We start from the raw sequence: 21,305 nt of genomic DNA on the forward strand, positions 1-21,305 counted from the left end.
TTTAACGTTATGCCTTTCTAGCTTTCTCTATACCTGTTTCGGGAGCACGCAGTTGCAGCTATGCACCGAATCTGGTACAAGCGCCCGTAACTAACGCTGCTGACCGAGTGACGTATACCTGCCACGATAGCAGCAAAATATATTGCTGTCTTGCAGCTTATCTGTATGAGCTTGCTTTCTATCGTGGGTTCTGTAAAACGCAGATAAATCCTGTAACTTTGCGTACGCGCAAAAATTGCTGCAACACATTTCGGCCTAACCTGTTAAAAGGGCTAAACCTACGGCTACATAAGCAGATGGATGTACAGACCATGAAGATCACGAAGATAGATTACGCCGCCACAGGCGCTTTTTCCCAGACTATAACCGACTACCTTGGGCGTGGCGAGCAGTTGCGGCCATTCTATAACCACTTCCCAGCCTTGGACGCTTTTGAGGCTCAGACCAAAGAAAAGAGCTTTACGGAAACACAGCGCCAGACTTTGTACACGGCGCTTGAGGAGCAGTATACTTCCATCTCCGAAATTAATCCGCAGGTGCAGCAAAACCTTGAGCTGCTGCTACAGCCTAACACCTTTACCATCACTACCGGCCACCAGCTGAATATCTTTACCGGCCCGCTATACTTTGTGTATAAGATTATTACGGCGATAAACACGTGCAGACAGCTACAGGAAAAGTATCCGGACTATAATTTTGTGCCGGTTTACTGGATGGCCACCGAAGACCATGATTTTGCTGAAATCAACCATTTTAACCTGTTCGGCAAAAAGTATACCTGGGAAACCGGGCAGACCGGTGCCGTTGGCCGCTTCTCAACCCAGGACATGGACACGCTGCTAGCTGAGTTGCCGGAAGCTTACCCTATTTTTGAGGAGGCCTACCGCAATAGCAAGAACCTGGCTGATGCCACACGCACTATTACGCATGCACTCTTTGGCGCCTATGGCCTGGTAAGTATAGACGGCGACCACGCAGCACTGAAAAAGGCACTGACGCCAATAGTAGAGCAGGAGCTGACCGAGCAGCTTTCCAACAGGCTGGTAGAGCAGACAAGCCAGAAACTGGAGCAGCTGGGTTACAAGCCACAAGTATACTCCCGTGAAATCAACCTGTTTTACCTGACCGATACCTTGCGCGAGCGCATCGTGCAGGAAGGCGACAAGTATAATGTTCTGAATACAGACCTGAGCTTTACGCTGGAGGAAATCCGCAAAGAGGCGCAGCAGCACCCGGAGCGCTTTAGCCCTAACGTTATACTTCGGCCGCTATACGAAGAGCTTATACTTCCGAACCTGGCTTACATTGGCGGTGGCGCGGAAGTGGCTTACTGGTTCCAGCTGAAAGAGCTGTTTGCCAAGTATGACGTAGCTTTTCCGGTGCTGATGCTGCGCAACTCGGCGCTTTACATTAGCCGCAGCAACGCCAGCCGCATGCACAAGCTTAACCTGCAGCCGCAGGACCTTTTCCAGGATTTTCAGGAACTGAAGAAGCAGCTCTCCGGGCAGCTGCACGAAGAGGAAATTAACCTGGAGGCGCAGCGCCAAGCTGTAGCCGCTGCCTTTGCAGAAGTAGAGAAACTGGCCGAAAGTATAGACCCAACCCTGACCAAGGCTGTAGGCGCAGAGTCGCAGAAGGCTACAAACTCGCTGCAGATGCTGGAGAAGAAAATATCCAAAGCCCGCGACAGCAAGCATGAGCAGACCTTTAAGCAACTGGAAAACCTGAAGGATAAACTCTTTCCGGGTGGCACGCTGCAGGAGCGAAAAGACAACCTGCTGACCTACAAAACCAACAACCCGGACTTTATACCTGCCTTGGTAGAGGCCTTCGATCCATTGGAGTTTAAGTTTACTATTCTGGAGGAGGAATAATGCAGAAATCGGAGCTGCGCAGACAGATGCTGCAGCTGCGGCGCGCGCTTCCGGCGGAGGAGGTGCAGCTACGCAGCCAGCAAATAGCCGATCAGTTTTTTAGCTGCTTTGCGTTAAAGGCAGGCCAGACGGTGCATGTGTTTCTGCCCATCCTTAAAAACAACGAGGTAGATACCTGGCTGATCATTGACAGGCTGCGGCGGCAGCACCCGGAGGTGCGCGTGGCCGTGCCGGTAACCGATGTGTCCCAGAACATTCTTACGCACCATCACCTCACCGATGAGGCCGTGCTGATGGAGAACAAGTGGGGCATCCCCGAACCTCAGAACGCGCACATTATCCATGCGCCGGAAGTGGATGTAGTGCTGATACCGTTGCTGGCTTTTGATGAAGCGGGCCACCGCGTGGGCTACGGCAAGGGCTTTTACGATCGCTTCCTGGCCGACTGCCGCCCGGACGTGCTTAAAGTTGGCTTATCGCTGGAGCCGCCCGTTGAAAGTATAAATGACACCAATCCGTATGATGTGCCGCTGGATGCAGTGGTAATGCCGGAGGGGGTGTGGTTCCCGTCTGCATAAGAACAGGCATGTTATTATTATAAAAATGTTTGTAGAAACAAACGTATAGCGTTATAAGCTTATTTTTTAATTAGCTATATTGTACTTTTGTGTTTAGCCTTAGCAGGCAAGTGTTCATAACCTGCCAAACCAGTAGCTGATGTAAGGATAACCCGCTATTTTAGTACGAAGATGCCCAAGACCAAGAAAGAAATTATTTTAGACACTGCATTAAACCTCTTTGCTGAAAAAGGGTACGATGCCACACCGACTAGCCAGATAGCTAAAGCTGCTGGCGTGTCAGAAGGACTTATATTTAAACATTACATCAGCAAAGAGAATTTGCTGGAAGCAGTTGTAAAGGCGGGCTACAGGCGTATTACCGAAAAAAGTAAAAAGTCGGTGGAGGAGAACGACCCTGCCAAGCTCATCAGCAACGTGCTGGACATGCCGCAGAAGCTGGTAGAGGATGAAAGGGATTTCTGGCTGATGCAGTTCCGCATGGTAGACGAAGAGGTGGCGCAGCGGCATCACCAGCGTTACCTGAACTCTGTAAAGGCTAAGCTGGTAGAGGCGTTCCGAAAATTGGGTCATAACGAGCCGGAGCTGGAAACGGAAATCCTGATGCTGTTGGTAGAAGGGCTTTGGAGAGCTTATCTCACAAACGAAGACAAAACCCATTTTACGAAGATGCTGGATCTGATAAAAGCAAAATTTATTAAATAATCTGCTGTAGCACAGGTGCAAAGTCCCAGCTGCGTTAAGGTGCAGCCATATAAGTAAAAAGCCTCCCGATATTGCATCAGGAGGCTTTTTACTTATATGGCTGGTTTAAGCAGTATGTTTAGCCTTTGTACACAATGTTAAATTTCTTCAACTCATCCACCGGGCCAAAGTGCTGCTTCTCGATAGTCTTGCCGCGGCGCTTCAGGTGTACTTCTACAGGAGCCATGGTTCTGGTCATGTCAGAGCTGATCACTTTAACATAGAACTTTCTGGCTTCTTCAGAGGCGCCTTTCTCGAAGGTGTGCTTTTGCTGATTGCCGTTTACCGGTAGCCCCGGAATTACCTGATAAGAGGTGCAAACCACTTCATACTTAGGAAGAAACGGTTTAATGATGCTGGAAGAGACTTTTCTAAGTAAGCTTTTCATATGATGAACGATTTGGAGATACTTTTCAGTATTGCAATGTAAGGCTTTATTTGAAATTTAAAAGTATAGTGGCTGCAAAAAAGTGCAATTTAGCTTCTAACCTTTTCGCCCTAGCTAAAGTTTATCTTCGATGCGGACAATATTAGGAATAATGCGCAGCTACAGGTGCATAAAGTATAAAGGGCAGGCTTGGTAGAAAAACAACTCTTTTAAAGTACAACTACTTGACTGTTAACGTGTCCGGTGTTTTTCCCTCTTTTTTTGCCTCCTCTGCTCCCTCTTCTATCGTTTCCGCTGCTTCTTCTTGCGTGTCTTCGTCCGGGGCAGGAGCTGTCTGCTCATACTTCTCGTGCGGCTCATAGCTCAGCTTTATATAAATAGGGAAATGGTCTGAGTTGATGCCGTCTAAACGCTGCATATCCACCAGCTTAAAATGGTTGGAGTGGAAAACGTGATCGAGAGGCCAGCGAAACAGAGGATAGTGCGCGTGGTAGGTGCTGAAGAAGCCACGGCCCACGCGTGGGTCCAGCAGCTGGCTTACCTCCTGGAAAAGCCGGGTAGTAGGTGACCAGGCGACATCGTTAAAATCACCGGCCACTATAACAGGGTATTTAGAGGCTGCGGCTTCTTTGCCCACAATAATAATCTCCGCGTCGCGCTTACGGGAGTGCTCCTCCTCGGTAGGTACAGGCGGTTTCGGGTGAACGCCCCGCAGCTCTACCCAATCGCCGCTGCGCAGCTGCAAATAGGTTTTAAGGGATGGGATTTCATTATCCAAAATATAACTGACCTTCTTCTGGCGCAAGGGCAGCCTGCTGTAAAGGTGCATACCGTAGGTATTAGGCAGCGGCACTTCCATACGGTAAGGGTAATGGTCGGTAACTTTTTTAAGGGCCTCCTGCCAGGCAGCGTCAGATTCCAAAGTCAGCAGCACATCGGGTTGGTAGCGCTTCACCATGTCAACCAGCAAGCCATAGTCCCTGTTGGTCATCAGCACATTGGCCACCATAACGCTAACATGGGTCGTGTCGGAAGGGTCGCGCTCTGTCTGCTTTGTTTGCACCGGCGCAAGTATAGTGTAAGGGTAAATGTTGATGGACTGGTAAACAACTGTGGCTATTAGCGCAAAAAGCAGCAGCTTGCCTCTTTTGCGGTGCTGATAATCGAAAAAGTAAAAAAGCAGCAGACTGATAACGGCCAGAAAGAAAAGCTGTAGCCTCGGGAAATCAAACATGCGCACATACCATTCCTCTGAAGAGAAAAGCGGAACGACAGTGCCAAGTATAGCGATGGCTGCTACTGCGCGAATTAGAATGATGAGTGCCTGCTTCATGATTATGTTTTCGGGGTGCAACAGGTGCTTTTCCCACTTATTAAAGCCAGCACCATAGCCTGTGTTAGCTGATAGCTGGCAAAGGCTTCAGGCCGCGCGTCATCTCGCGCTTGCCCGGAGGGCCCGGCAGCGCCTCCACCTCAAAACCGGCCGCTTTCAGGCTGCGCTTAAAAGAGCCTTTGGCGCAATAGGTAACCAGTATGCCGCCCGGTCGGATAGACTTAAACAGCTTCTCAAATATGGCGTCAGTCCACAGTTCAGGCTGCTTTTCCGGGGCAAAGGCATCAAAATACACTACATCATAGTATGAGTTGGGCGCCACAAACTCCTCCAGCGACTCATGCATTTTCTGCAGCGTAAAGTATGGGATAATGTCTGCGGGCTCGTTCCAGGGGGCTGCGTGCAGTTTCAGGAAATAATCGTACAGCTCCGGGTTCAGGATGATGTTCTCGTAATGCAGTTGCTGCACCACCTCCTCCGATAGCGGATACTTCTCCAGGGTATCATACTGAACAAAGGCCTTTTTTGCCAACGCAAACGGAAACGTAAGTATGGCGTTAAGGCCGGTGCCAAAGCCAATCTCCAGCACCTTCAGGTCTTTCTTTTGCTCCAGCACATGCTCCAGGCCATACTTGATAAACACATGCTGCGACTCCTGCAGCGCCCCATGCACCGAGTGGTAATGCTCGTTCAGTTCGGGCACGAAAAGGGTGTTGGAGCCGTCTTTTGTCTGTCGGATTTCGAGGTGCATGGTTTTTGTATTACTTTGCAAAGGTACGCATTACTGCCTTGCGGCCGCAATATATCGATATTAGAATTTAATAAAACTATATAAACTAGCCAAGAAGTATAGAAGTATGCTTTCTGCTGCCCCTTTCTATGGCAAGAGTCAAAGTTAACATCCCCGCTAAAACACACTTTACAGCCCATATTCCGGTGCGCGTAACCGACCTGAACTACGGCAACCACCTCGGCAACGATGCCCTGCTCTCAATTATGCATGAGGCGCGTATGCAGCTACTAAACCACTTTGGCTGGAGCGAGCTAAGTATAGGCGGCGCAAGTATGATTATGGCCGATGTAGCGATAGAGTATAAAGGAGAAGGCTTTTACGGCGATATGCTAAGTATAAACCTCGCCTTTGATGACCTGAACAAGTATGGCTTCGATATTACCTACCACATCACCAACCAGAACGGCAAAGAAGTGGCGCGCGCCAAAACAGGTATGCTTTGTTTTGATTACGAGCAACGCAAACTAATGGCGCTTCCCGCCGAAGTAAAAGCAAAGATTGAAACTAATGCAGGAGGATTTTTGTAATTTTGCAGTATGAGTTTGATTGCAGATATAAATATCCTGAATAAGAAGGACATCCGGAAGCTGTCGCTGGACGATCTGAAGGCGTGGCTGGTGGAGAACGGGGAGAAGCCTTTCCGTGCCAAACAAGTGTATGAGTGGCTCTGGAAGCACTCGGCACAGTCGTTTGCGGAGATGAACAACGTAAGCCTTGCCCTGCGCGAGAAGCTGGACCAGCACTTTACGGTAAATGCCGTGCAGGTGGCTACCCAGCAGCTGAGCAACGACGGCACCATAAAATCTGCCTTCAAACTGCACGATGCCCACATAGTGGAAGGCGTGCTGATTCCGCATGATGAGCGCAAAACCGCCTGCGTGAGCAGCCAGGTAGGGTGCTCGCTAACCTGCAAGTTCTGCGCCACCGGCTACATGGACCGCGTGCGCAACCTCGATGCCGCCGAGATCTATGATCAGGTGGTGCGCATAAACGAGCAAAGTATGAAGCAGTACGGCCAGCCGCTTACAAACATTGTGTACATGGGTATGGGTGAACCGATGCTGAACTACGCCAATGTAATGAAGAGCATTGAGCGCATTACGGCACACGATGGCTTGGGCATGGCTGCGCGCCGCATTACGGTTAGTACAGCAGGTATTGCTAAAATGATCAAGAAGATGGCTGATGATGGCGTTAAGGCCAACCTGGCGCTGTCGCTGCATGCAGCCAACGATGAGAAGCGAAACCAGATCATGCCGATCAACGAGTCAAACTCGCTGGAAGCCCTGACAGATGCCCTGAAGCATTACCACCAGGTAACCGGCCGCAAGGTAACGTATGAGTACATTGTGTTCGATAACTTTAACGACACTGCCGCCGATGCCGAAGACTTGCTGCGTTTCTCGAAAATCATCCCGTGCAAGATCAACATCATCGAGTATAACCCCATCGAGAACGCCGATTTCCAGAACACCGACGATGACCGCCTGCAGAAGTTCATTTACTACCTCGCCGACCGTGGCCTGCAGGTAAACGTGCGCCGCAGCCGTGGCAAAGACATTGACGCCGCCTGCGGACAGTTGGCCGTGAAGGAGAAGACAACAGCGTAGTCTGACGTATTTGGTAGCACGTATCAAGTAGCACGTATCAAGTAGCACGATTCACACAGGAATTAATTACCCTGAGCAAAAGTATAAAACCGGCTCCTGCGCTAACTATTCGCAGGAGCCGGTTTTGCTATGTATAAACCTTACGTAATGCTAAAAGTCATGCCACGGGATACGTGAAAATCTACCCTTTAAACCTGCCTTCGGCTTTTGGCCTGCCGGTGCCCTCCAGGTCTCTGGGCTTATCGGTAATCTCCCGCTCTTCCACAAACACGGCATGTTGCTTAGGAGTGATGCGCTGACCATACTTGCGGGCGTACTGCTGCGTAAACTCAGCCCCGAAAAATATAATCATAGAAGAGTAGTAGATCCACACAAGTATAAGTATGATGGAGCCTGCTGCGCCGTATGCAGATCCGGGGTTGGAGGTGCCAATGTACCAGCTGATCAAAAACTTACCAACTGTGAAAAGTATAGCTGTAATCAGTGCGCCGATCAAGGTGTCTTTCCAGCGGATATTGGCATCTGGCAAATATTTCATAATCAGAGCGAAAAGCAGCGTAATCAGGCCGATAGAAATGGCAAAGTCCAGTAGCTTGATTACCCAAACCCCAATGCCCGGAAGCAAATCCGATAAGTAGCCGCTCAGTACTGAGATAGCCGCACTTATCACAAAGGAAATCAGCATTAAAAGCGAAATGCTCAGAATCAGGCCAAAAGAAAAAACACGTTCTTTGGCCATGCGCAGGATGCCGCTGGTCGGTTTCACCTTCAGGTTCCAGACACTGTTGAGCGACTGCTGCAATGTTACAAAAAAGGTGGTAGAGGCAAAGATAAGCGTGCCGACACCTACCCACATGGCCCAACCCGTAGACTCGCTCGAGCTGGCATTCTGCACCATGGTTTGTATAGAGGCGGCAGCCTCAGGGCTTATAGCCGTAGACGCCTCCTCCTCCAGCTTCCCTGACACGGCCTCCTCCCCAAAGAAAAAGCCTGCCGCTTTAATAATAATGAGCAGTAGGGGCGGAATAGAGAAAATGGCATTGAAAGCCAGCGCAGCCGCCAGCCTGAGAGAGTAGGCCTCAAGGAAGCCATCCACAGATGTTTTCAGTAGCTGAAAGATTCCTGATAAAGTATATCTGGACATAAGGCATTGGTCGAGTTTGGTATGGCTTTAGAGTACGCAACGGCTCTGCGTTAAGTTAAAATTGCGCCTCCTGCCTTACTATGGCGGCATCCTGCACAAGTATAAATGCGTACACGTGAGCGCACCTTTTAAATATGAACTCATGCCAAAACCAAACCTGCTTCGCCCCTTCTTTTGCCTTTGCCTGCTGGTGCTGCCACTGCTTGCCGCCTGTGCCCAATCGCCCGACGACAAAGCCAAAAGTATTGCCCGTAAGGTAGTGGAAAACATGGGCGGGGAGGAAGGCTGGAGCGACACCCGCTACCTCGCCTGGACTTTTAATAACCAATATCAAGTATGGGACAAGCACCAGAACCGGTTCCGCTGGGAAAAGGACAGCCTAGTAGCCATCATCAACACGCAAACAAAAGAGGGCAAAGTATACGCAGCCGGCAAAGAGCTGCAGGATGCGCAGGAGAAGCAGAAGCTGCTGGAGCGTGCCCATGCACTTTGGATAAACAATTCTTACTGGCTCGTGATGCCTTTTAAACTACAAGACCCAGGCGTAAATCTACGCTACATCGGTGAAGAAGAAACCATAGACGGCAAACAGGCGGATGTGCTGGAGATGACCTTTGAAAACGTAGGGCTAACGCCTCAGAATAAGTATAAAGTATGGGTGGATAAGGAGCAGGGGCTGGTAACGCAGTGGGCCTTTTTCCGGAACTATGAGGATGCGGAACCTACCTTTACCCGTCGCTGGAGCGACTACCGAGACTACGGCAGCATTAAGCTAGCCAGCGACCGCAGCAATCCGCAAAGCGACTTTGAACTGTTCCATATCGCTGCCCCCGCCAAAGTGCCGGATAAGGTATTTAACAGCCCAAAGCCGATAGAGAAATTCTGACATTTGGTAAATAAACAGTTTATAAAAGACAAAGGACTTCTCTCTGCCTGAAAGAAATCCTTTGTCTTTTATAAAACAGGCTTTTGCCTGGAAACTACAACTTGTCTATTGTAGCGGTGAGCGTGCCTTTGGCGTTCACTACGGCTTTGATGCCATCCTGCGTCAGGTACAGGTTATCCGGCGTGATATCTTTTATACTTCCGCGCAGCAGCACCGACTCATGCACGCGGCCCTGCTTATCGAGGGAACTCTGCAGCATTTTACGGGCGTTTTCCAGCTCGTGCCTCACCGGGATGCTTACCTGCTGCTGTATCATCTGTTCAAATTTATTCTGGGCAAGCCAGCTGGCCGTGCTCAGTATCCGGTCTTTCGTGTCGAGGTCGTAGGCTACGTCGCGCACCTTTATAGAGGCAGTTTCAGCATCGTAATACGGAGTACCGCGCAGGTATACTTTGCCCACAATCTTTTTAGTGAAAATGCCGGCCTTGGTTTTGCCGTTCACGTCCAGCATCAGCACCAGTTGGTTTCCGCTGGGCGTAATGGCTGCCTCATTTACCGTAATCTCGCTCTTGCCGCCGTCAAACTTGTATGTCTGTTTTGCCACCTGCTCCTGCACCATTTTACTGGCGTGAGCATACGGGATGTTGGCGGTTAAGCCAATCTGTATGTCATCGCTCATGCGGCTGTCCAAAATCAGCTTTGGCAGTTTTTTGTTTACCTGCACCTGCGGTTTTCCGTCTGTGGTAACAGTTATGTAGGAGGTGATGCCGAGGCGGGTGTTCAGGTTGCCGTTTTGAGCCAGCAGCGGAGCCATGCGTACTTCCTGCGGCACTACAGTTAGCCAGGCATTCAAGTTATCATCCAGCTTTACAGGCTCCTGCAGCTGCTGCCATGCGTCAGCAATATATTTTTTTACGTCCAGACGGCTCTGCAGCTCCTTGTCCAGCTGCTTCGAAAGCGTTGCCATTTGCTGGCGCATAGCCGGCTCTACAAAGCGTGCAAGCCCTATTTTAAGAGGTCCGAGCTCCAGTACCGGCTTGGTATTGCCCCACTCAAAGTCTCCGCTGGTGCTTGTGCTGATCTTGTAATCTTCTGTTAACCCGACCCTGCTTTCGGTTTTGATGATCATATCGAACGTGGTGTCCTCGGTTTTGTCGATGGAAGGGCAGAGTTTGCACGGGTCCCACTTCCAGCGGCCCTTGGCGTAGATGCGGAGCGGCACCGAAAAGTATACTTTATCTTTCTCGGCGCGCATGCTCAGGTTGCCGTTTTTGGTAACGGTTACCGCAATGTTATCATCACTCAGGTTGGTGTCTTTGTACAAAGTGCCGGCTATCTCCTGGTTCAGCTTAGCCTCCATGGCCGCCACTGATATGGAAACCGGCACGGTGATGGACGAAAGCTGCGGCCTATAAGCAGGCGCAGCCGAGGCAATGGCAGCAGGTGCGGCTGTGTTCAGTTTATCGGTGCTGGAGCAGCCGGGTATAATAAAGGCAGAGGCTACTGTCAGGAGTAGCACAGGCAATGTTCGTAAGATTTTTGGAGTCACGTGTGAGCTGATTAAAAAGCCGCGCAAGGTAGCACAGGTTTTCCGTAACAGCTAGAAAGTAAGGGACGTTCCTTTAAAATAAGATCAGTTAATTTGAAGCAGCCGCTGCAGCATCTCCCGCAGCTCCTCCTCTGTGGCTGCTATGCCACAATCTGCTAAAGTGCCTTTGCGGTAGGTGGCAAAAAAAGGCGTGCCTTTTAGTTTTACCTCTTTGCTGGATACCGGGTTTTCGTTGGCGCTCATGCGCAGAAAGGTAATTTCGCTGTAATTGGGCTCTTTAGACAGTAATTTATACTTCGGCTCCATTACTTTGCATACCGGGCAGTTTTCAGCCGTGAATTTCACGATTACCTTATCCCGTTCAAAAATCAGTTTCCGTAGCTCGTTGTCGTTTGATTCTGTTACCATTGTAGTCTCTTTGGCCGGCAGTATGGCCGGTTACAGAAGTATAGACGTAGATTCAGAAATATGGGTTAAAGCAGATATTTAGCGGGGCAAGAAGAGGTCTGTAAAAAAACAAGGGCAGCAATTGTGGTTGCTGCCCTTGCCGTAGCGGGTATAAAATTTTTTTAGAAAGCAAACCCGATTCTTAAGCCACCGGTTGTAAAGGTGCTGAAATTGATGCCATTGTAACCATCCATGTTGGAGTTTCTGGTGAAGTCGCTTTTATATTTCACTTCTACATCGCTGTATTTTCTGTAAGCAAGACCAACGCCAGCTTCAAAGCCGATGTAAAAGTTCTTCGCAACATAAAAATCCACACCTGCCAGGCCATCCACCCCAATTGAGAATTTGGATCTGTCATACCCATGCTCTGAGGTCGCCCCTTTGATTTCGGAATATTCGCTTTCAAATTTGCTGCCTGTAAGGCTAATAGGTACAGCAAAACCAAGGTATGGGGAAAGTCTGTTTGTGCCGGCAAAGTGCTTTTCAAAACCTGGGGCAAAACTTATTGTCAGGCTGGAGCTGCTAGCGTCGTCTGCCAATTTATCATAATCATAGGAGATGCCAGCAGTATAGCGGACGGCTTTTTGCTCTGAGGTAAACTTGCGCAGCTTTATTTGTGTGGAGGCGCCGCCGAAAAAGTTTAAAGTAGCTTCCAGGGTCTTATTGCCTGTTACTGGCTTTAAAGTTTCTTGTTCTGCAACTTGTGCGTTGGCAGCAAAGGAGAGGCCGCAGGCAAGGGCCAGCAGGGTAAGTTTGTTTTTCATCTTCATTTGAATAGGTTTAAATTATACTATCCAAATATAGTAAATTTCTTATTTCCGGTAAGTATGGCTTCTTATTTTTCCAGCATCCACTTTTTATACTTTACCTCCGCCTGATGCAGTGCCTGCGCCAGCTCCTTGTCGTTTTTAAACTGCAGCTGCTCCAGCACCCGGTACTCTGCCTGCACCTCCAGCCGCTGCTGTGCAAACGGCCAAGGTTCCACGTGTACCGTTTCGGTGTTCAGCTGCTTTATAAAGTATACTTCTTCATTCGGTCCGGTAGTGATCTCCAGCGTACGCTCATCGGCAGGAAGTTCGTTGCGGCAAAGTATAAGCGAGAGGCGGTCGCACCACTGCATAATAGCGTAAGCCTGTTTAGCCTCTTTTTGCGTGATGCCTATACTTTTAAAGCAGTTCTGCTGTAGCTCCTGCTGCTCATCGAGAAAGGTATCAGTAGCTTTGCTCTCGCCGCGACGGCTCTCGTAGAGGTAGCTCATGTGCATGGAAGTGAGCAACGCTACCCAGCGGCTCTGAAAGCGGACGGCATGCATGAGTGCTTTTGCCTGCTCCAGCGTGTTGGGCTGCAGTGTAAAATCAGCGGGGGCTCCGGCGGGCGTAAGTCCGTCTTGTCCGCGCCAGGTGCGCTGGCGGTTATCATGGTTGGCAATGGCTACCAGTGTTTCCACCCAATGCGCGCACTGCAGTTCCGGTTTTAACTGGTGCGCCAGCTCAGCGGCCAGTATGCCGTGCGCCTGCTGGTAAATTACCTCCCAGCCTTCGGGTATAGCGTTTACAATCATAGTTTATACTTTGCTGCAAGTATAAACTGCACTGGCGGCGTAAAGTTGGGGTAAATAAGAAAGGCGATGCTTCCGCACCGCCTTTTCCTGTAGTTTATACTTTTGGGCTATAGTTATACAGCCTGCTCCTGCTTCATCTTCTTCAGGTTTAGCAGCATGTCCTCTGTCATGGCGTCCAGAGTATAGTTCGGGCTCCAGCCCCAATCCTGCTGGGCGGCGCTGTCGTCTATACTTTGTGGCCAGGAGTCGGCAATCTGCTGGCGCGAATCAGGCTTGTATGCAATCTCAAAGTCCGGAATGTGCTTTCTGATGGAAGCCGCTATTTCCTTAGGAGAGAAACTCATGGCGCTCAGGTTATAGGAATCGCGTACTTTTACCTGCTCTGCCGGTGCATGCATCAGGTCGATGGTGGCTTTGAGGGCGTCGGGCATGTACATCATCGGCAGGTAGGTGTCTTCGCTCAGGAAGCACTCAAAAGTCTCCCCCTCCAGCGCCTTGTGGTAAATATCCACGGCGTAATCGGTGGTGCCGCCGCCGGGTAAGGCTTTGTACCCGATCAGGCCAGGGTAGCGCAGGCTACGCACATCCAGGCCATACTTCTGAAAGTAATATTCGCACCAGCGCTCACCAGCCTGTTTGCTGATGCCGTACACAGTATTCGGGTCCATGATGGTTTGCTGCGGCGTGTTCTGGCGCGGCGTGCTCGGTCCGAAACAGGCGATGGAGCTAGGCCAGTACACACGGCCAACTTTATGCTCCAGGGCCAGGTCCAGCACGTTAAAAAGGCCATCCATGTTCAGCTTCCAGGCAAACTTGGGGTTCTTCTCACCGGTTGCCGACAACACTGCCGCCAGGTGGTAAATCTGAGTGAATTTATACTTTGCAGCCAGATCGGCCAATACTTTTGTGTCCAGCACATCCACCTTCTCAAAAGGGCCCGAGTCGCGCAGGTCAGCCTGTTTGGGTGGGGCAATGTCTGCCGCTACCACGTTTGCTTCTCCATACATGTTGCGCAGCTCCATTGTTAGTTCAGAGCCCAGCTGCCCGCAGGCACCAATCACCAATACCGTATCACTTGTGTTTGCCATAGCGAAATAAGAATTCTTTGTACAAAGTAACCGAATTCAGTGCAATCCAAAAAATATACTTCAGAAGAAAGGAGGGGCGGGAGGCTGGCGGAAACAACAAAAACAAGAGAAGCCGCCCACAAACTGTCAGCAGCCTCTCATCAACCTAATCTAAACTAATCTTTATTTCACCTTGCAACAAAGGTAACCTGCGTTTAGGCTTGCTAAAAGGGGCTGAAGCAGAATTAATAATTAGATAACTGAGCTTAAACTATCGGTAACCTGTGGCGGACGCGGCAGGCGGATTTTCTTATATTTGTAAGGATGCCACGATGAAACGGCGGATTAATAGCCTATTTGCACCCGAAACCGTAAATTGCGGCATCAAAGGCCTGTATAGCATGACGTTTGAAGAGTACCTGATTAAGAAGCGGATAAATAAAGCGGCTTTTGCGGCTGCAGACCCGGCACGCTTTGCGGCGTGGCAGGATATGTACGCCCAGATGCACCCGAACAGCTTTCAGGTGCAGGTAAAGATGGTGCTGAACGATGTGCGCCTGCGCTACCACCTGGCCGAAGAGGATATTCCAAAGGCTGAGCCAGCCGCTGCACGCCCGGCCGTGGCAAGAAGAGCGGTTGCCGCTAAGCCTGCCGCAGGGGCAACCACGGCAGCAACGGAAGACAGCAACCCGAAACCTGTAGTGCGCAGACCTGCCGCTATGCAAAAAACTGCAGCAAGTGAGGCCGCAGAAAAACCAGCCACAGAAGCAAGCGGAGCAGAGGATACAAAACCGGCCGTAAGGCCAAGACCTGTGGTAAAACGCCCTGTTATACCAAAGCCAGCTGCGGCAGAAGGCACTGAAAAACCGGCAAGCTCTGACACCGAAAAGCCAGCTGCTCGTCCGCGCCCAGTCATCAAACGCCCTGCCGCGCTGCAGAAGACAGAGGGAAAAAGCTCGGCACCAGCATCAGAGGAAAGTATAAAACCAGCAACTGAGGAAGCTTCGGCGGCTAAGCCAGCACGGCCAAGACCGGTGATAAAGCGGCCTGCGGCATTGCAGAAGCCTAAACCTGAAGAGGAGCAGCCACAGCAGGAGCAGACTCCCGGTGAAGTTGATAACACACCTAAGCCGCCCCGGCCACGACCGGTTATCAAACGGCCAGCTGCCTTACAGAAACCGCAGGAGGAGGAGGAAAAGCCTGAGCCATCAGCAGGGCAGCCAGTTGAAGAGGCCACAGCAAAGCCACCGCGTCCGCGCCCGGTAGCACTGCAGAAGCCAAAGGAAGAGCAGCCGACGCAGGAAGAGCAAAGTGTACCAGCTACCAATGCGCCTGTACCTGCCGCTGAAGACAAGCCAAAGCCGCCACGCCCAAGGCCAGTTATGAAACGGCCGGTAGCGTTACAGAAACCACCTGCTGAGGCATCAGAAACGGAACGTGCAAGTATAGACCAAGCTGAAAATAAAGCAGCAGCACCTGAGAAAACCGATGCTGCAGAGGAACCCCCACCGCCAAAGCCTGCGCGGCCAAGGCCAATCATGCGTAAGCCACCGCCAAAGCCCGACGACACCGGCGAGGCAACCGGCCTGTAAGCATACTATAAAAGAGAAAACAACGAGCAACGTATAACGAGAAACGAAACTATGTACGAGACTTTAAAACCAGACTTAGAACAGCAGCTTGCCGAGATAAAAGAGGCGGGTTTGTATAAACAAGAGCGAATCATCACCACGCCGCAGGGCGCTGATATCGACACCACGCAGATGCACCACGTGCTTAACTTTTGCGCCAACAACTACCTGGGCCTGTCGGCACACCCGAGGGTGATCGAGGCTGCCAAAGAAGCGATCGATACGCACGGCTACGGCATGAGCTCGGTGCGCTTTATCTGTGGCACCCAGGACATCCACAAGGAACTGGAGCGTAAGATTTCAGAATTCCTCGGCACCGAGGATACTATACTTTACGCAGCCGCTTTCGATGCCAACGGAGGTGTTTTCGAGCCGCTCTTTGATGCAGAATCAGCCATTATCTCTGATGCCCTGAACCATGCCTCTATTATTGATGGCGTGCGCCTGTGCAAAGCACAGCGATTCCGCTATAACCACAACGACATGGAGGACCTGGAGGCGAAGCTGCAGGAGGCACAGGGAGCAAAGCACCGCATCATCGTAACGGATGGTGCTTTCTCAATGGATGGCACTGTAGCGCAGCTGGACAAGATTGTGGAACTGGCCGATAAGTATAAAGCCCTGATTATGGTGGATGATTGCCACAGCTCTGGCTTTATGGGCAAGACTGGCCGCGGCACGCACGAATACCACAACGTAGTGGGCAAAATCGACATCATTACAGGCACGCTGGGCAAGGCGCTTGGCGGCGCGATGGGCGGTTTTACCTCCGGCCGAAAAGAGATCATCGATATGCTGCGCCAGCGTTCGCGCCCATACTTGTTCTCTAACTCGCTGGCTCCGTCTATTGTGGGCGCATCTATAGCGGTGCTGGACCTGCTGAGCTCTACCACCGAGCTGCGCGACAAGCTGGAGTGGAACACCAAATATTTCCGTGAGCAGATTACAGCAGCCGGTTTCGACATTAAACCTGGCGACCACCCGATTGTGCCGGTCATGCTTTATGAGGCCCCGCTGGCGCAGGAATTTGCAGCCCGCATGCTGGATAAAGGCATTTATGTGATTGGCTTCTACTACCCGGTAGTGCCAAAAGGACAAGCGCGCATCCGTGTGCAGCTATCCGCCGTGCACGACAAAGAGCATATCGACAAATGTATTGCCGCTTTCGTGGAAGTGGGCAAAGAGCTTGGTGTAATCAAGTAAGTATAAACCCATACTTCAAGTATAGAAAAGCCACTCCTGCTATGGGAGTGGCTTTATTTTTTCCTAACTTGTACCACACTCAGGATAAATCAGCAGTATGGATAACATCAAGATAAAGCCGGGGCAAGTGTTGTTGGGTACAGTGCTGTCGTGGATGGTGATCTCGTTTCTGGCTTACACTACGGCAGGTATTCGTGGCGAAGCCGACATTATGTATACGCTGTTGCAGATAGCGTTCTACTTCTCGCTGCTGCTTTCGGTGGAGGCGTACCTGAGCATGTTGCTGAACCCGCAATGGACACGTGTGCACTTCGGCACTATTCTGCTGTTGCTAGCGCCTGCACTGCTCTACCTGATGTGGTTTGTAAGTGAAACCTTATTCTAGCCCATGGAGCTGTTTGCACGTAACCCCGAGATTTTCCTACTGGTCACGCTGAATTACCTGCTGGTGGCCATCGCCCTAATTCATCTCATCTTTAAATCTGATTACCCTGTTGGGTCGCGCCTTATCTGGGTAGCTATACTATGGGTAGTGCCTGTGCTAGGCATTGCCGCCTACTGGCTGGTGTGGTACCGGCGGCAAGGAAAGCTTTAGAAGTTAGAGGGTTGAAGAGTTAGAGGGTTGAAGAGTTAGAGAGTTGTTTTGGGTATTTACTGTTTCGGCCACTCTTGTTTAACAGGCTTCTGCTGCGGATTGCTAGGTAAGTATGCTTTAGCTCTTCAGTTTTTACTACAGCCGCGAGATTTCATCTTGTGGCTCATCATGAGGCAAGCTCTCAGTTACAGAAGTATAAGCATAGCATGCTGCCATGCCTAACCACGAGTTGAAAACTTGCGGTTAGTTAATGAAGATTGATATGGCTTATACTTGTGTGGCCGAAACGAAGCTTTACCTAGGTAAAGAGAACGCTGCTAAATTATCTTTCTAAGTATAAAATTTACGCTGCGCTTACCGATTTCTCAGAAACGGCTGTAGCTGGCTTTTGATCTGTGTCGAACAGGAACTGGTTGAGCTTTACGCGCAGGTCGGCGGAAGAAAGATTGCGGTAAGCTTCGCCGTTGCGTACCAGCGCAATCTGTCCGGTCTCTTCGGATACAACTAAAACAATGCTGTCCGTAATTTCTGTCAGGCCGATGGCGGCGCGGTGGCGAAGGCCCATCGAAGCCGGGATTTCCTGATTTTCTGAAACCGGAAGAATGCAGCGGGCAGCCTTGATACGGTTACCGGATATGATGACGGCTCCATCGTGCAGCGGGCTGTGCTTGTTGAAGATAGACATAAGCAGCCGCTTCGAAATTACCGCGTCAATCAAATCGCCCGACTCAGCGTAGTATTTCAGTTCGGAGCTTTTCGCAAATACAATAAGAGCGCCGGTGTTCTTGCCAGCCAAAGATTTTGATGCTTCTATAAACGGCGTAAGGCTTAGTTTCTCGCTTTGTTCGCGGCGCCACGGAAAACCCCACAAACGGTCGTGGTTGAGGGAGGTGGTTTTGCCGATCAGCAGCAGGAAGCGCCGGATTTCGGGCTGGAAAAGTATAATGGCAGCCAGCACGCCCACGCCCATAAACTGGCCAAGTATAATGGTTAACAGCTCCATGCCGGCGGCACGCACCACCAGGTAAAGCAGGTATACAGAAAGCAGGCCCAGGAAAATCTTCAGTGCCACGCTGCCTGTCAACAGCTTGTACAACTGGTACAGCAGCACCGTCACGAGCAGGATATCGATTACCTCGATCCACCCAATTTCTAAAAACCCTATGCTGAATAAAAAGATCAAAGTTTAGTTTTCTCTAAAAGTACAATGGTTTGCTTAGCTTCTTTTACGTCGTGCACCCGCAAAATGTCGGCACCTTTCATCAACGCTACAGTGTTTACGGCTATTGTGCCGGTCAGCGCATCAGCCTGATTAATCTCCAGCGATTTGTAAACCATGGATTTGCGCGACATGCCCGCAAGCACCGGAAGGCCTAAGATACGGAAATCATCTAAATGGCAGAGCAGTTGGAAATTTTGTTCCACGGTTTTTGCAAAGCCGAAGCCAGGATCCACGATTACATCCTTCACGCCGAGCTGCTGTAGTTTAGCAAGCTGCACCTGCAGCTCACTCAGCACGTCCACCACTAAATTGTTATACTTTGTAAGGCTGGCCATGGTTTGTGGCGTGCCGCGCATGTGCATCAGTATATACGGCACCTGCAGCTTTGCCACCGTCTCAAACATGGCCTCATCCAGCAGCCCGCCTCCAACATCGTTAATAATGTGCGCACCGGCCGCTATACTTGCTTCGGCCACTTCGGCCCTAAAAGTATCCACGGAAATAACGGCTTCCGGAAAATGTTGCTGTATGGCTTCGATAGCCGGAATGATGCGGTCCTGCTCTTCCTGAGGCGAAATATCTGAAGCGCCTGGGCGGGTGCTGTAGCCGCCAATATCCAGAATATCAGCGCCTTCTGAAAGCATCTGCTCTGCTTTACGCACGGCCTCATCAGCAGAGCTCAGGCGGCTACCTAGAAAAAAGGAGTCTGGGGTTAGGTTTAGGATGCCCATTACCAGCGGCACCTCCAGCGAGAGGAGCTTTCCGCGGCAGTTTAGTGTGGAATTTTTCTTAAAAAGCGTATCTTTCGCTTCCAACGTTGGCATGTAAGTCAATTATTTTTAAAATTAAAGCTAAAAAGTTGATTAGTCAAACACAGCAGGAATATAATCAGGTAGTTCAGCGCTGCAAAGACACGTTTGTAAAAAAGACAAAGGACTATGGCACCGCCTGGCGCGTGCTTCGGCTGCCTTCCATTACCGACCAGATCTTTATCAAAGCGCAACGCATCCGCTCCATACAAGAGAAGGGCAAGCAAATGGTGGAGGATGATATCAACGGCGAGTTTGTGGGCATCATTAACTACTGTGTTATCGCGCTGATGCAACTGAACCTGCCTGCCGGTGCACCCTTGAGCCTGTCTGCTGACGAGGTGGAGCGGGAGTATACCCACCACATAGAAGAGAACATCAAGTTGTTGAATGCCAAGAACCACGATTACGGTGAGGCCTGGCGCGACATGCGCATAAGCTCCATTACCGATATTATCCTGATGAAGCTCTACCGCACTAAGCAGATTGAAGATAACGAGGGCCAGACGCTGATATCGGAGGGCGTGGAGGCCAACTACCGCGACATGATCAACTATGCTGTGTTTGCGCTCATAAAATCCGGCTATGCGGAGAAGGTCGGCTAAGGTACGAGCTGCAAGCTCGCACCAGCAGTGGGAGTAAACTCCTAAACTCTCTAACTTTCTAACTCTTAAACTCTCTAACTCATAAGATGAAGTTTATAAGTAAATTTTTCTGGCTGTTTGTAGGAGTGCTTTTTATCTTCTCGGGCCTGATCAAGATAAACGACCCAGTAGGAACGGCTATAAAACTGGAGGAGTATTTCGAGGTTTTCTCTACAGATATTGCGCCTTTTTTCAAAAGCTTTGAGCCTTACTCGCTGTTTCTGTCCATCTTCCTGAGTGCGGCAGAAATTGTGCTGGGCGTGGCACTGCTGGTACGTTACCAACTTAAACTGGTGCTGTGGCTGCTGCTGCTCATGATCGTGTTCTTCACCTTTCTCACCTTCTACTCAGCCTGGTTTGATAAAGTGACTGATTGCGGCTGTTTCGGCGATGCCATTGTGCTGACGCCATGGGAGTCGTTTACAAAAGATGTGGTGCTGCTGGTGATGATCATGGTGCTGCTGTTTACGCAACAGTACCTGCCGGCTTTCATGCGTGCCTCCTCTGGGGCTATCATAACCATTATTACAGCGGCGCTGTCGGTAGTGGTGGGCTGGTACGCTTACGAGCACCTGCCGTACATCGACTTTAGGGCATATAAGGAGGGAAACAATATTCCGGAGCTCATGCGCCCGTCCGCTCCGCTGCAGTACAAGTATGTGATGACCAAAGCCGGGCAGGAAGAGGAGTTTGAAGAATATCCAATGGACACCACTTATACTTTTAAAGAGATGGTGGCAATAAACCCCGAAGCCGGACCCAAAATAACCGACTTTAATGTTTGGAACGATGATGGCGACTTTACCCAAGAGGTGCTGATAGGTAAGAAGCTGCTCATTATAGTGCAGAGCGTGGCGAAGGCCAAGCAGGAGAGTTTTGAAGACATAAACGCACTAGTAAAAGCTGCTGAGGCGGCTGGTATTACGCCGATGGTGGTAACCAGCAGCAGTGCCGCAGACTTTGAGGCTTTCCGGCACGAGGTAAATCTGGCCGTGCCGTACTACTTCGGCGACGGCACCGTGCTTAAAACCATTATTCGGTCTAACCCTGGCTTGGTGCTGCTGCAGGATGGCACCGTAAAAGGTAAATGGCACCATAACGACACGCCGGAGATGGAGGAGGTGCAGGAACTGCTGACAGATGAGGAGTAGTTAATTGTCAGTCACTAGCTGCATAGTGCTGGCTTCTCCCACTCCCCACTTTCTAACCTTCTAACGCTATAACTTT

23 protein-coding genes are annotated in these 21,305 nt (G+C 50.4%); 12 read left to right on the plus strand and 11 right to left on the minus strand.

The window, feature by feature from the left end:
* The first annotated feature begins 296 nt into the window (after positions 1 to 296).
* The 3 genes from bshC (at position 297) to Q1B04_RS15390 (ending at position 3,157) form a co-directional block, all read left to right on the plus strand.
* Entirely contained in the window at positions 297 to 1,874 is a 1,578-nt protein-coding gene (gene bshC, locus Q1B04_RS15380; RefSeq protein ID WP_299760354.1) for a bacillithiol biosynthesis cysteine-adding enzyme BshC, read from the plus strand.
* Complete coding sequence (locus Q1B04_RS15385; RefSeq protein ID WP_299760356.1) at positions 1,874 to 2,452, plus strand: 5-formyltetrahydrofolate cyclo-ligase; 579 nt, start codon at positions 1,874 to 1,876, stop codon at positions 2,450 to 2,452. Before bshC ends, Q1B04_RS15385 begins: the two co-directional genes overlap by 1 nt.
* Positions 2,453 to 2,623: 171 nt before the next feature.
* The gene (locus tag Q1B04_RS15390) at positions 2,624 to 3,157 is read left to right on the plus strand and encodes a TetR/AcrR family transcriptional regulator (RefSeq protein ID WP_299760358.1); all 534 of its coding nucleotides are present in this window, start codon (positions 2,624 to 2,626) and stop codon (positions 3,155 to 3,157) included.
* A gap of 118 nt (positions 3,158 to 3,275) precedes the next feature.
* Here the strand turns inward: Q1B04_RS15390 and Q1B04_RS15395 are convergent, their stop codons facing one another.
* The 3 genes from Q1B04_RS15395 to mnmD form a co-directional block, all read right to left on the minus strand.
* Positions 3,276 to 3,584 (minus strand): hypothetical protein, encoded by a 309-nt coding sequence (locus Q1B04_RS15395; protein WP_299760360.1) that lies wholly within the window; start codon positions 3,582 to 3,584, stop codon positions 3,276 to 3,278.
* A 220-nt stretch (positions 3,585 to 3,804) separates the two neighbouring features.
* Complete coding sequence (locus tag Q1B04_RS15400) at positions 3,805 to 4,917, minus strand: endonuclease/exonuclease/phosphatase family protein (RefSeq protein ID WP_299760362.1); 1,113 nt, start codon at positions 4,915 to 4,917, stop codon at positions 3,805 to 3,807.
* 64 nt (positions 4,918 to 4,981) lie between these two features.
* On the minus strand, positions 4,982 to 5,668 hold the full coding sequence (gene mnmD / locus Q1B04_RS15405; RefSeq protein WP_299760364.1) for a tRNA (5-methylaminomethyl-2-thiouridine)(34)-methyltransferase MnmD: 687 nt from the start codon (positions 5,666 to 5,668) through the stop codon (positions 4,982 to 4,984).
* Positions 5,669 to 5,796: 128 nt separating this feature from the next.
* Between mnmD and Q1B04_RS15410 the strand changes: the two genes are divergently transcribed.
* Positions 5,797 to 6,237, plus strand: a complete 441-nt coding sequence (locus tag Q1B04_RS15410) for a thioesterase family protein (protein WP_299760366.1) — start codon at positions 5,797 to 5,799, stop codon at positions 6,235 to 6,237.
* 9 nt (positions 6,238 to 6,246) lie between these two features.
* On the plus strand, positions 6,247 to 7,320 hold the full coding sequence (gene rlmN, locus Q1B04_RS15415) for a 23S rRNA (adenine(2503)-C(2))-methyltransferase RlmN (protein WP_299760368.1): 1,074 nt from the start codon (positions 6,247 to 6,249) through the stop codon (positions 7,318 to 7,320).
* A gap of 181 nt (positions 7,321 to 7,501) precedes the next feature.
* Here rlmN and Q1B04_RS15420 read toward each other — a convergent pair whose 3' ends face one another.
* Positions 7,502 to 8,464, minus strand: coding sequence for a YihY/virulence factor BrkB family protein (locus tag Q1B04_RS15420; protein WP_299760370.1), 963 nt, complete (start codon positions 8,462 to 8,464; stop codon positions 7,502 to 7,504).
* 142 nt (positions 8,465 to 8,606) lie between these two features.
* Here Q1B04_RS15420 and Q1B04_RS15425 point away from each other — a divergent pair, with 142 nt between their 5' ends.
* Positions 8,607 to 9,350: a DUF6503 family protein gene (locus Q1B04_RS15425; RefSeq protein ID WP_299760372.1), complete on the plus strand. Its 744-nt coding sequence runs from the start codon at positions 8,607 to 8,609 to the stop codon at positions 9,348 to 9,350.
* Positions 9,351 to 9,444: 94 nt separating this feature from the next.
* On the opposite strand, the gene Q1B04_RS15430 is transcribed toward Q1B04_RS15425, so the two are convergent.
* From Q1B04_RS15430 to Q1B04_RS15450, 5 genes are all read right to left on the minus strand, one after another.
* The gene (locus Q1B04_RS15430; protein WP_299760374.1) at positions 9,445 to 10,926 is read right to left on the minus strand and encodes a DUF4403 family protein; all 1,482 of its coding nucleotides are present in this window, start codon (positions 10,924 to 10,926) and stop codon (positions 9,445 to 9,447) included.
* Positions 10,927 to 10,983: 57 nt separating this feature from the next.
* Positions 10,984 to 11,307 (minus strand): thioredoxin family protein, encoded by a 324-nt coding sequence (locus Q1B04_RS15435; RefSeq protein WP_299760376.1) that lies wholly within the window; start codon positions 11,305 to 11,307, stop codon positions 10,984 to 10,986.
* A 161-nt stretch (positions 11,308 to 11,468) separates the two neighbouring features.
* Entirely contained in the window at positions 11,469 to 12,110 is a 642-nt protein-coding gene (locus Q1B04_RS15440; RefSeq protein WP_299760379.1) for a hypothetical protein, read from the minus strand.
* 71 nt (positions 12,111 to 12,181) lie between these two features.
* Positions 12,182 to 12,907 carry a DUF3891 family protein gene (locus tag Q1B04_RS15445; RefSeq protein WP_299760381.1) on the minus strand — a complete coding sequence of 242 codons (726 nt, stop codon included), beginning with the start codon at positions 12,905 to 12,907 and terminating at the stop codon, positions 12,182 to 12,184.
* Positions 12,908 to 13,020: 113 nt separating this feature from the next.
* A complete protein-coding gene (locus Q1B04_RS15450) occupies positions 13,021 to 13,995 on the minus strand; it encodes an NAD-dependent epimerase/dehydratase family protein (protein WP_299760383.1) in 975 nt (324 codons plus the stop codon).
* A gap of 311 nt (positions 13,996 to 14,306) precedes the next feature.
* Here Q1B04_RS15450 and Q1B04_RS15455 point away from each other — a divergent pair, with 311 nt between their 5' ends.
* The 4 genes from Q1B04_RS15455 (at position 14,307) to Q1B04_RS15470 (ending at position 17,403) form a co-directional block, all read left to right on the plus strand.
* Positions 14,307 to 15,566 (plus strand): hypothetical protein, encoded by a 1,260-nt coding sequence (locus Q1B04_RS15455; RefSeq protein ID WP_299760385.1) that lies wholly within the window; start codon positions 14,307 to 14,309, stop codon positions 15,564 to 15,566.
* 51 nt (positions 15,567 to 15,617) lie between these two features.
* Positions 15,618 to 16,808, plus strand: coding sequence for a glycine C-acetyltransferase (gene kbl / locus Q1B04_RS15460; RefSeq protein ID WP_299760387.1), 1,191 nt, complete (start codon positions 15,618 to 15,620; stop codon positions 16,806 to 16,808).
* A 97-nt stretch (positions 16,809 to 16,905) separates the two neighbouring features.
* The gene (locus Q1B04_RS15465; protein WP_299760389.1) at positions 16,906 to 17,193 is read left to right on the plus strand and encodes a hypothetical protein; all 288 of its coding nucleotides are present in this window, start codon (positions 16,906 to 16,908) and stop codon (positions 17,191 to 17,193) included.
* Positions 17,194 to 17,196: 3 nt separating this feature from the next.
* The gene (locus Q1B04_RS15470; protein WP_299760391.1) at positions 17,197 to 17,403 is read left to right on the plus strand and encodes a PLDc N-terminal domain-containing protein; all 207 of its coding nucleotides are present in this window, start codon (positions 17,197 to 17,199) and stop codon (positions 17,401 to 17,403) included.
* 343 nt (positions 17,404 to 17,746) lie between these two features.
* Here Q1B04_RS15470 and cdaA read toward each other — a convergent pair whose 3' ends face one another.
* Entirely contained in the window at positions 17,747 to 18,586 is an 840-nt protein-coding gene (cdaA, locus tag Q1B04_RS15475; protein WP_299760393.1) for a diadenylate cyclase CdaA, read from the minus strand.
* Positions 18,583 to 19,449 carry a dihydropteroate synthase gene (gene folP, locus Q1B04_RS15480; RefSeq protein WP_299760395.1) on the minus strand — a complete coding sequence of 289 codons (867 nt, stop codon included), beginning with the start codon at positions 19,447 to 19,449 and terminating at the stop codon, positions 18,583 to 18,585. The genes cdaA and folP overlap by 4 nt, the downstream gene beginning before the upstream one ends.
* Positions 19,450 to 19,484: 35 nt before the next feature.
* Here folP and Q1B04_RS15485 point away from each other — a divergent pair, with 35 nt between their 5' ends.
* Together Q1B04_RS15485 and Q1B04_RS15490 are read left to right on the plus strand one after the other, a co-directional pair.
* Positions 19,485 to 20,039 carry a DUF1599 domain-containing protein gene (locus tag Q1B04_RS15485; RefSeq protein ID WP_299760397.1) on the plus strand — a complete coding sequence of 185 codons (555 nt, stop codon included), beginning with the start codon at positions 19,485 to 19,487 and terminating at the stop codon, positions 20,037 to 20,039.
* Positions 20,040 to 20,125: 86 nt separating this feature from the next.
* The gene (locus tag Q1B04_RS15490; protein WP_299760399.1) at positions 20,126 to 21,229 is read left to right on the plus strand and encodes a BT_3928 family protein; all 1,104 of its coding nucleotides are present in this window, start codon (positions 20,126 to 20,128) and stop codon (positions 21,227 to 21,229) included.
* Positions 21,230 to 21,305: the final 76 nt, after the last annotated feature.

The sequence above is a fragment of the uncultured Pontibacter sp. genome, assembly GCF_947495565.1.
In the GTDB taxonomy this organism is placed as follows: Bacteria; Bacteroidota; Bacteroidia; order Cytophagales; family Hymenobacteraceae; genus Pontibacter.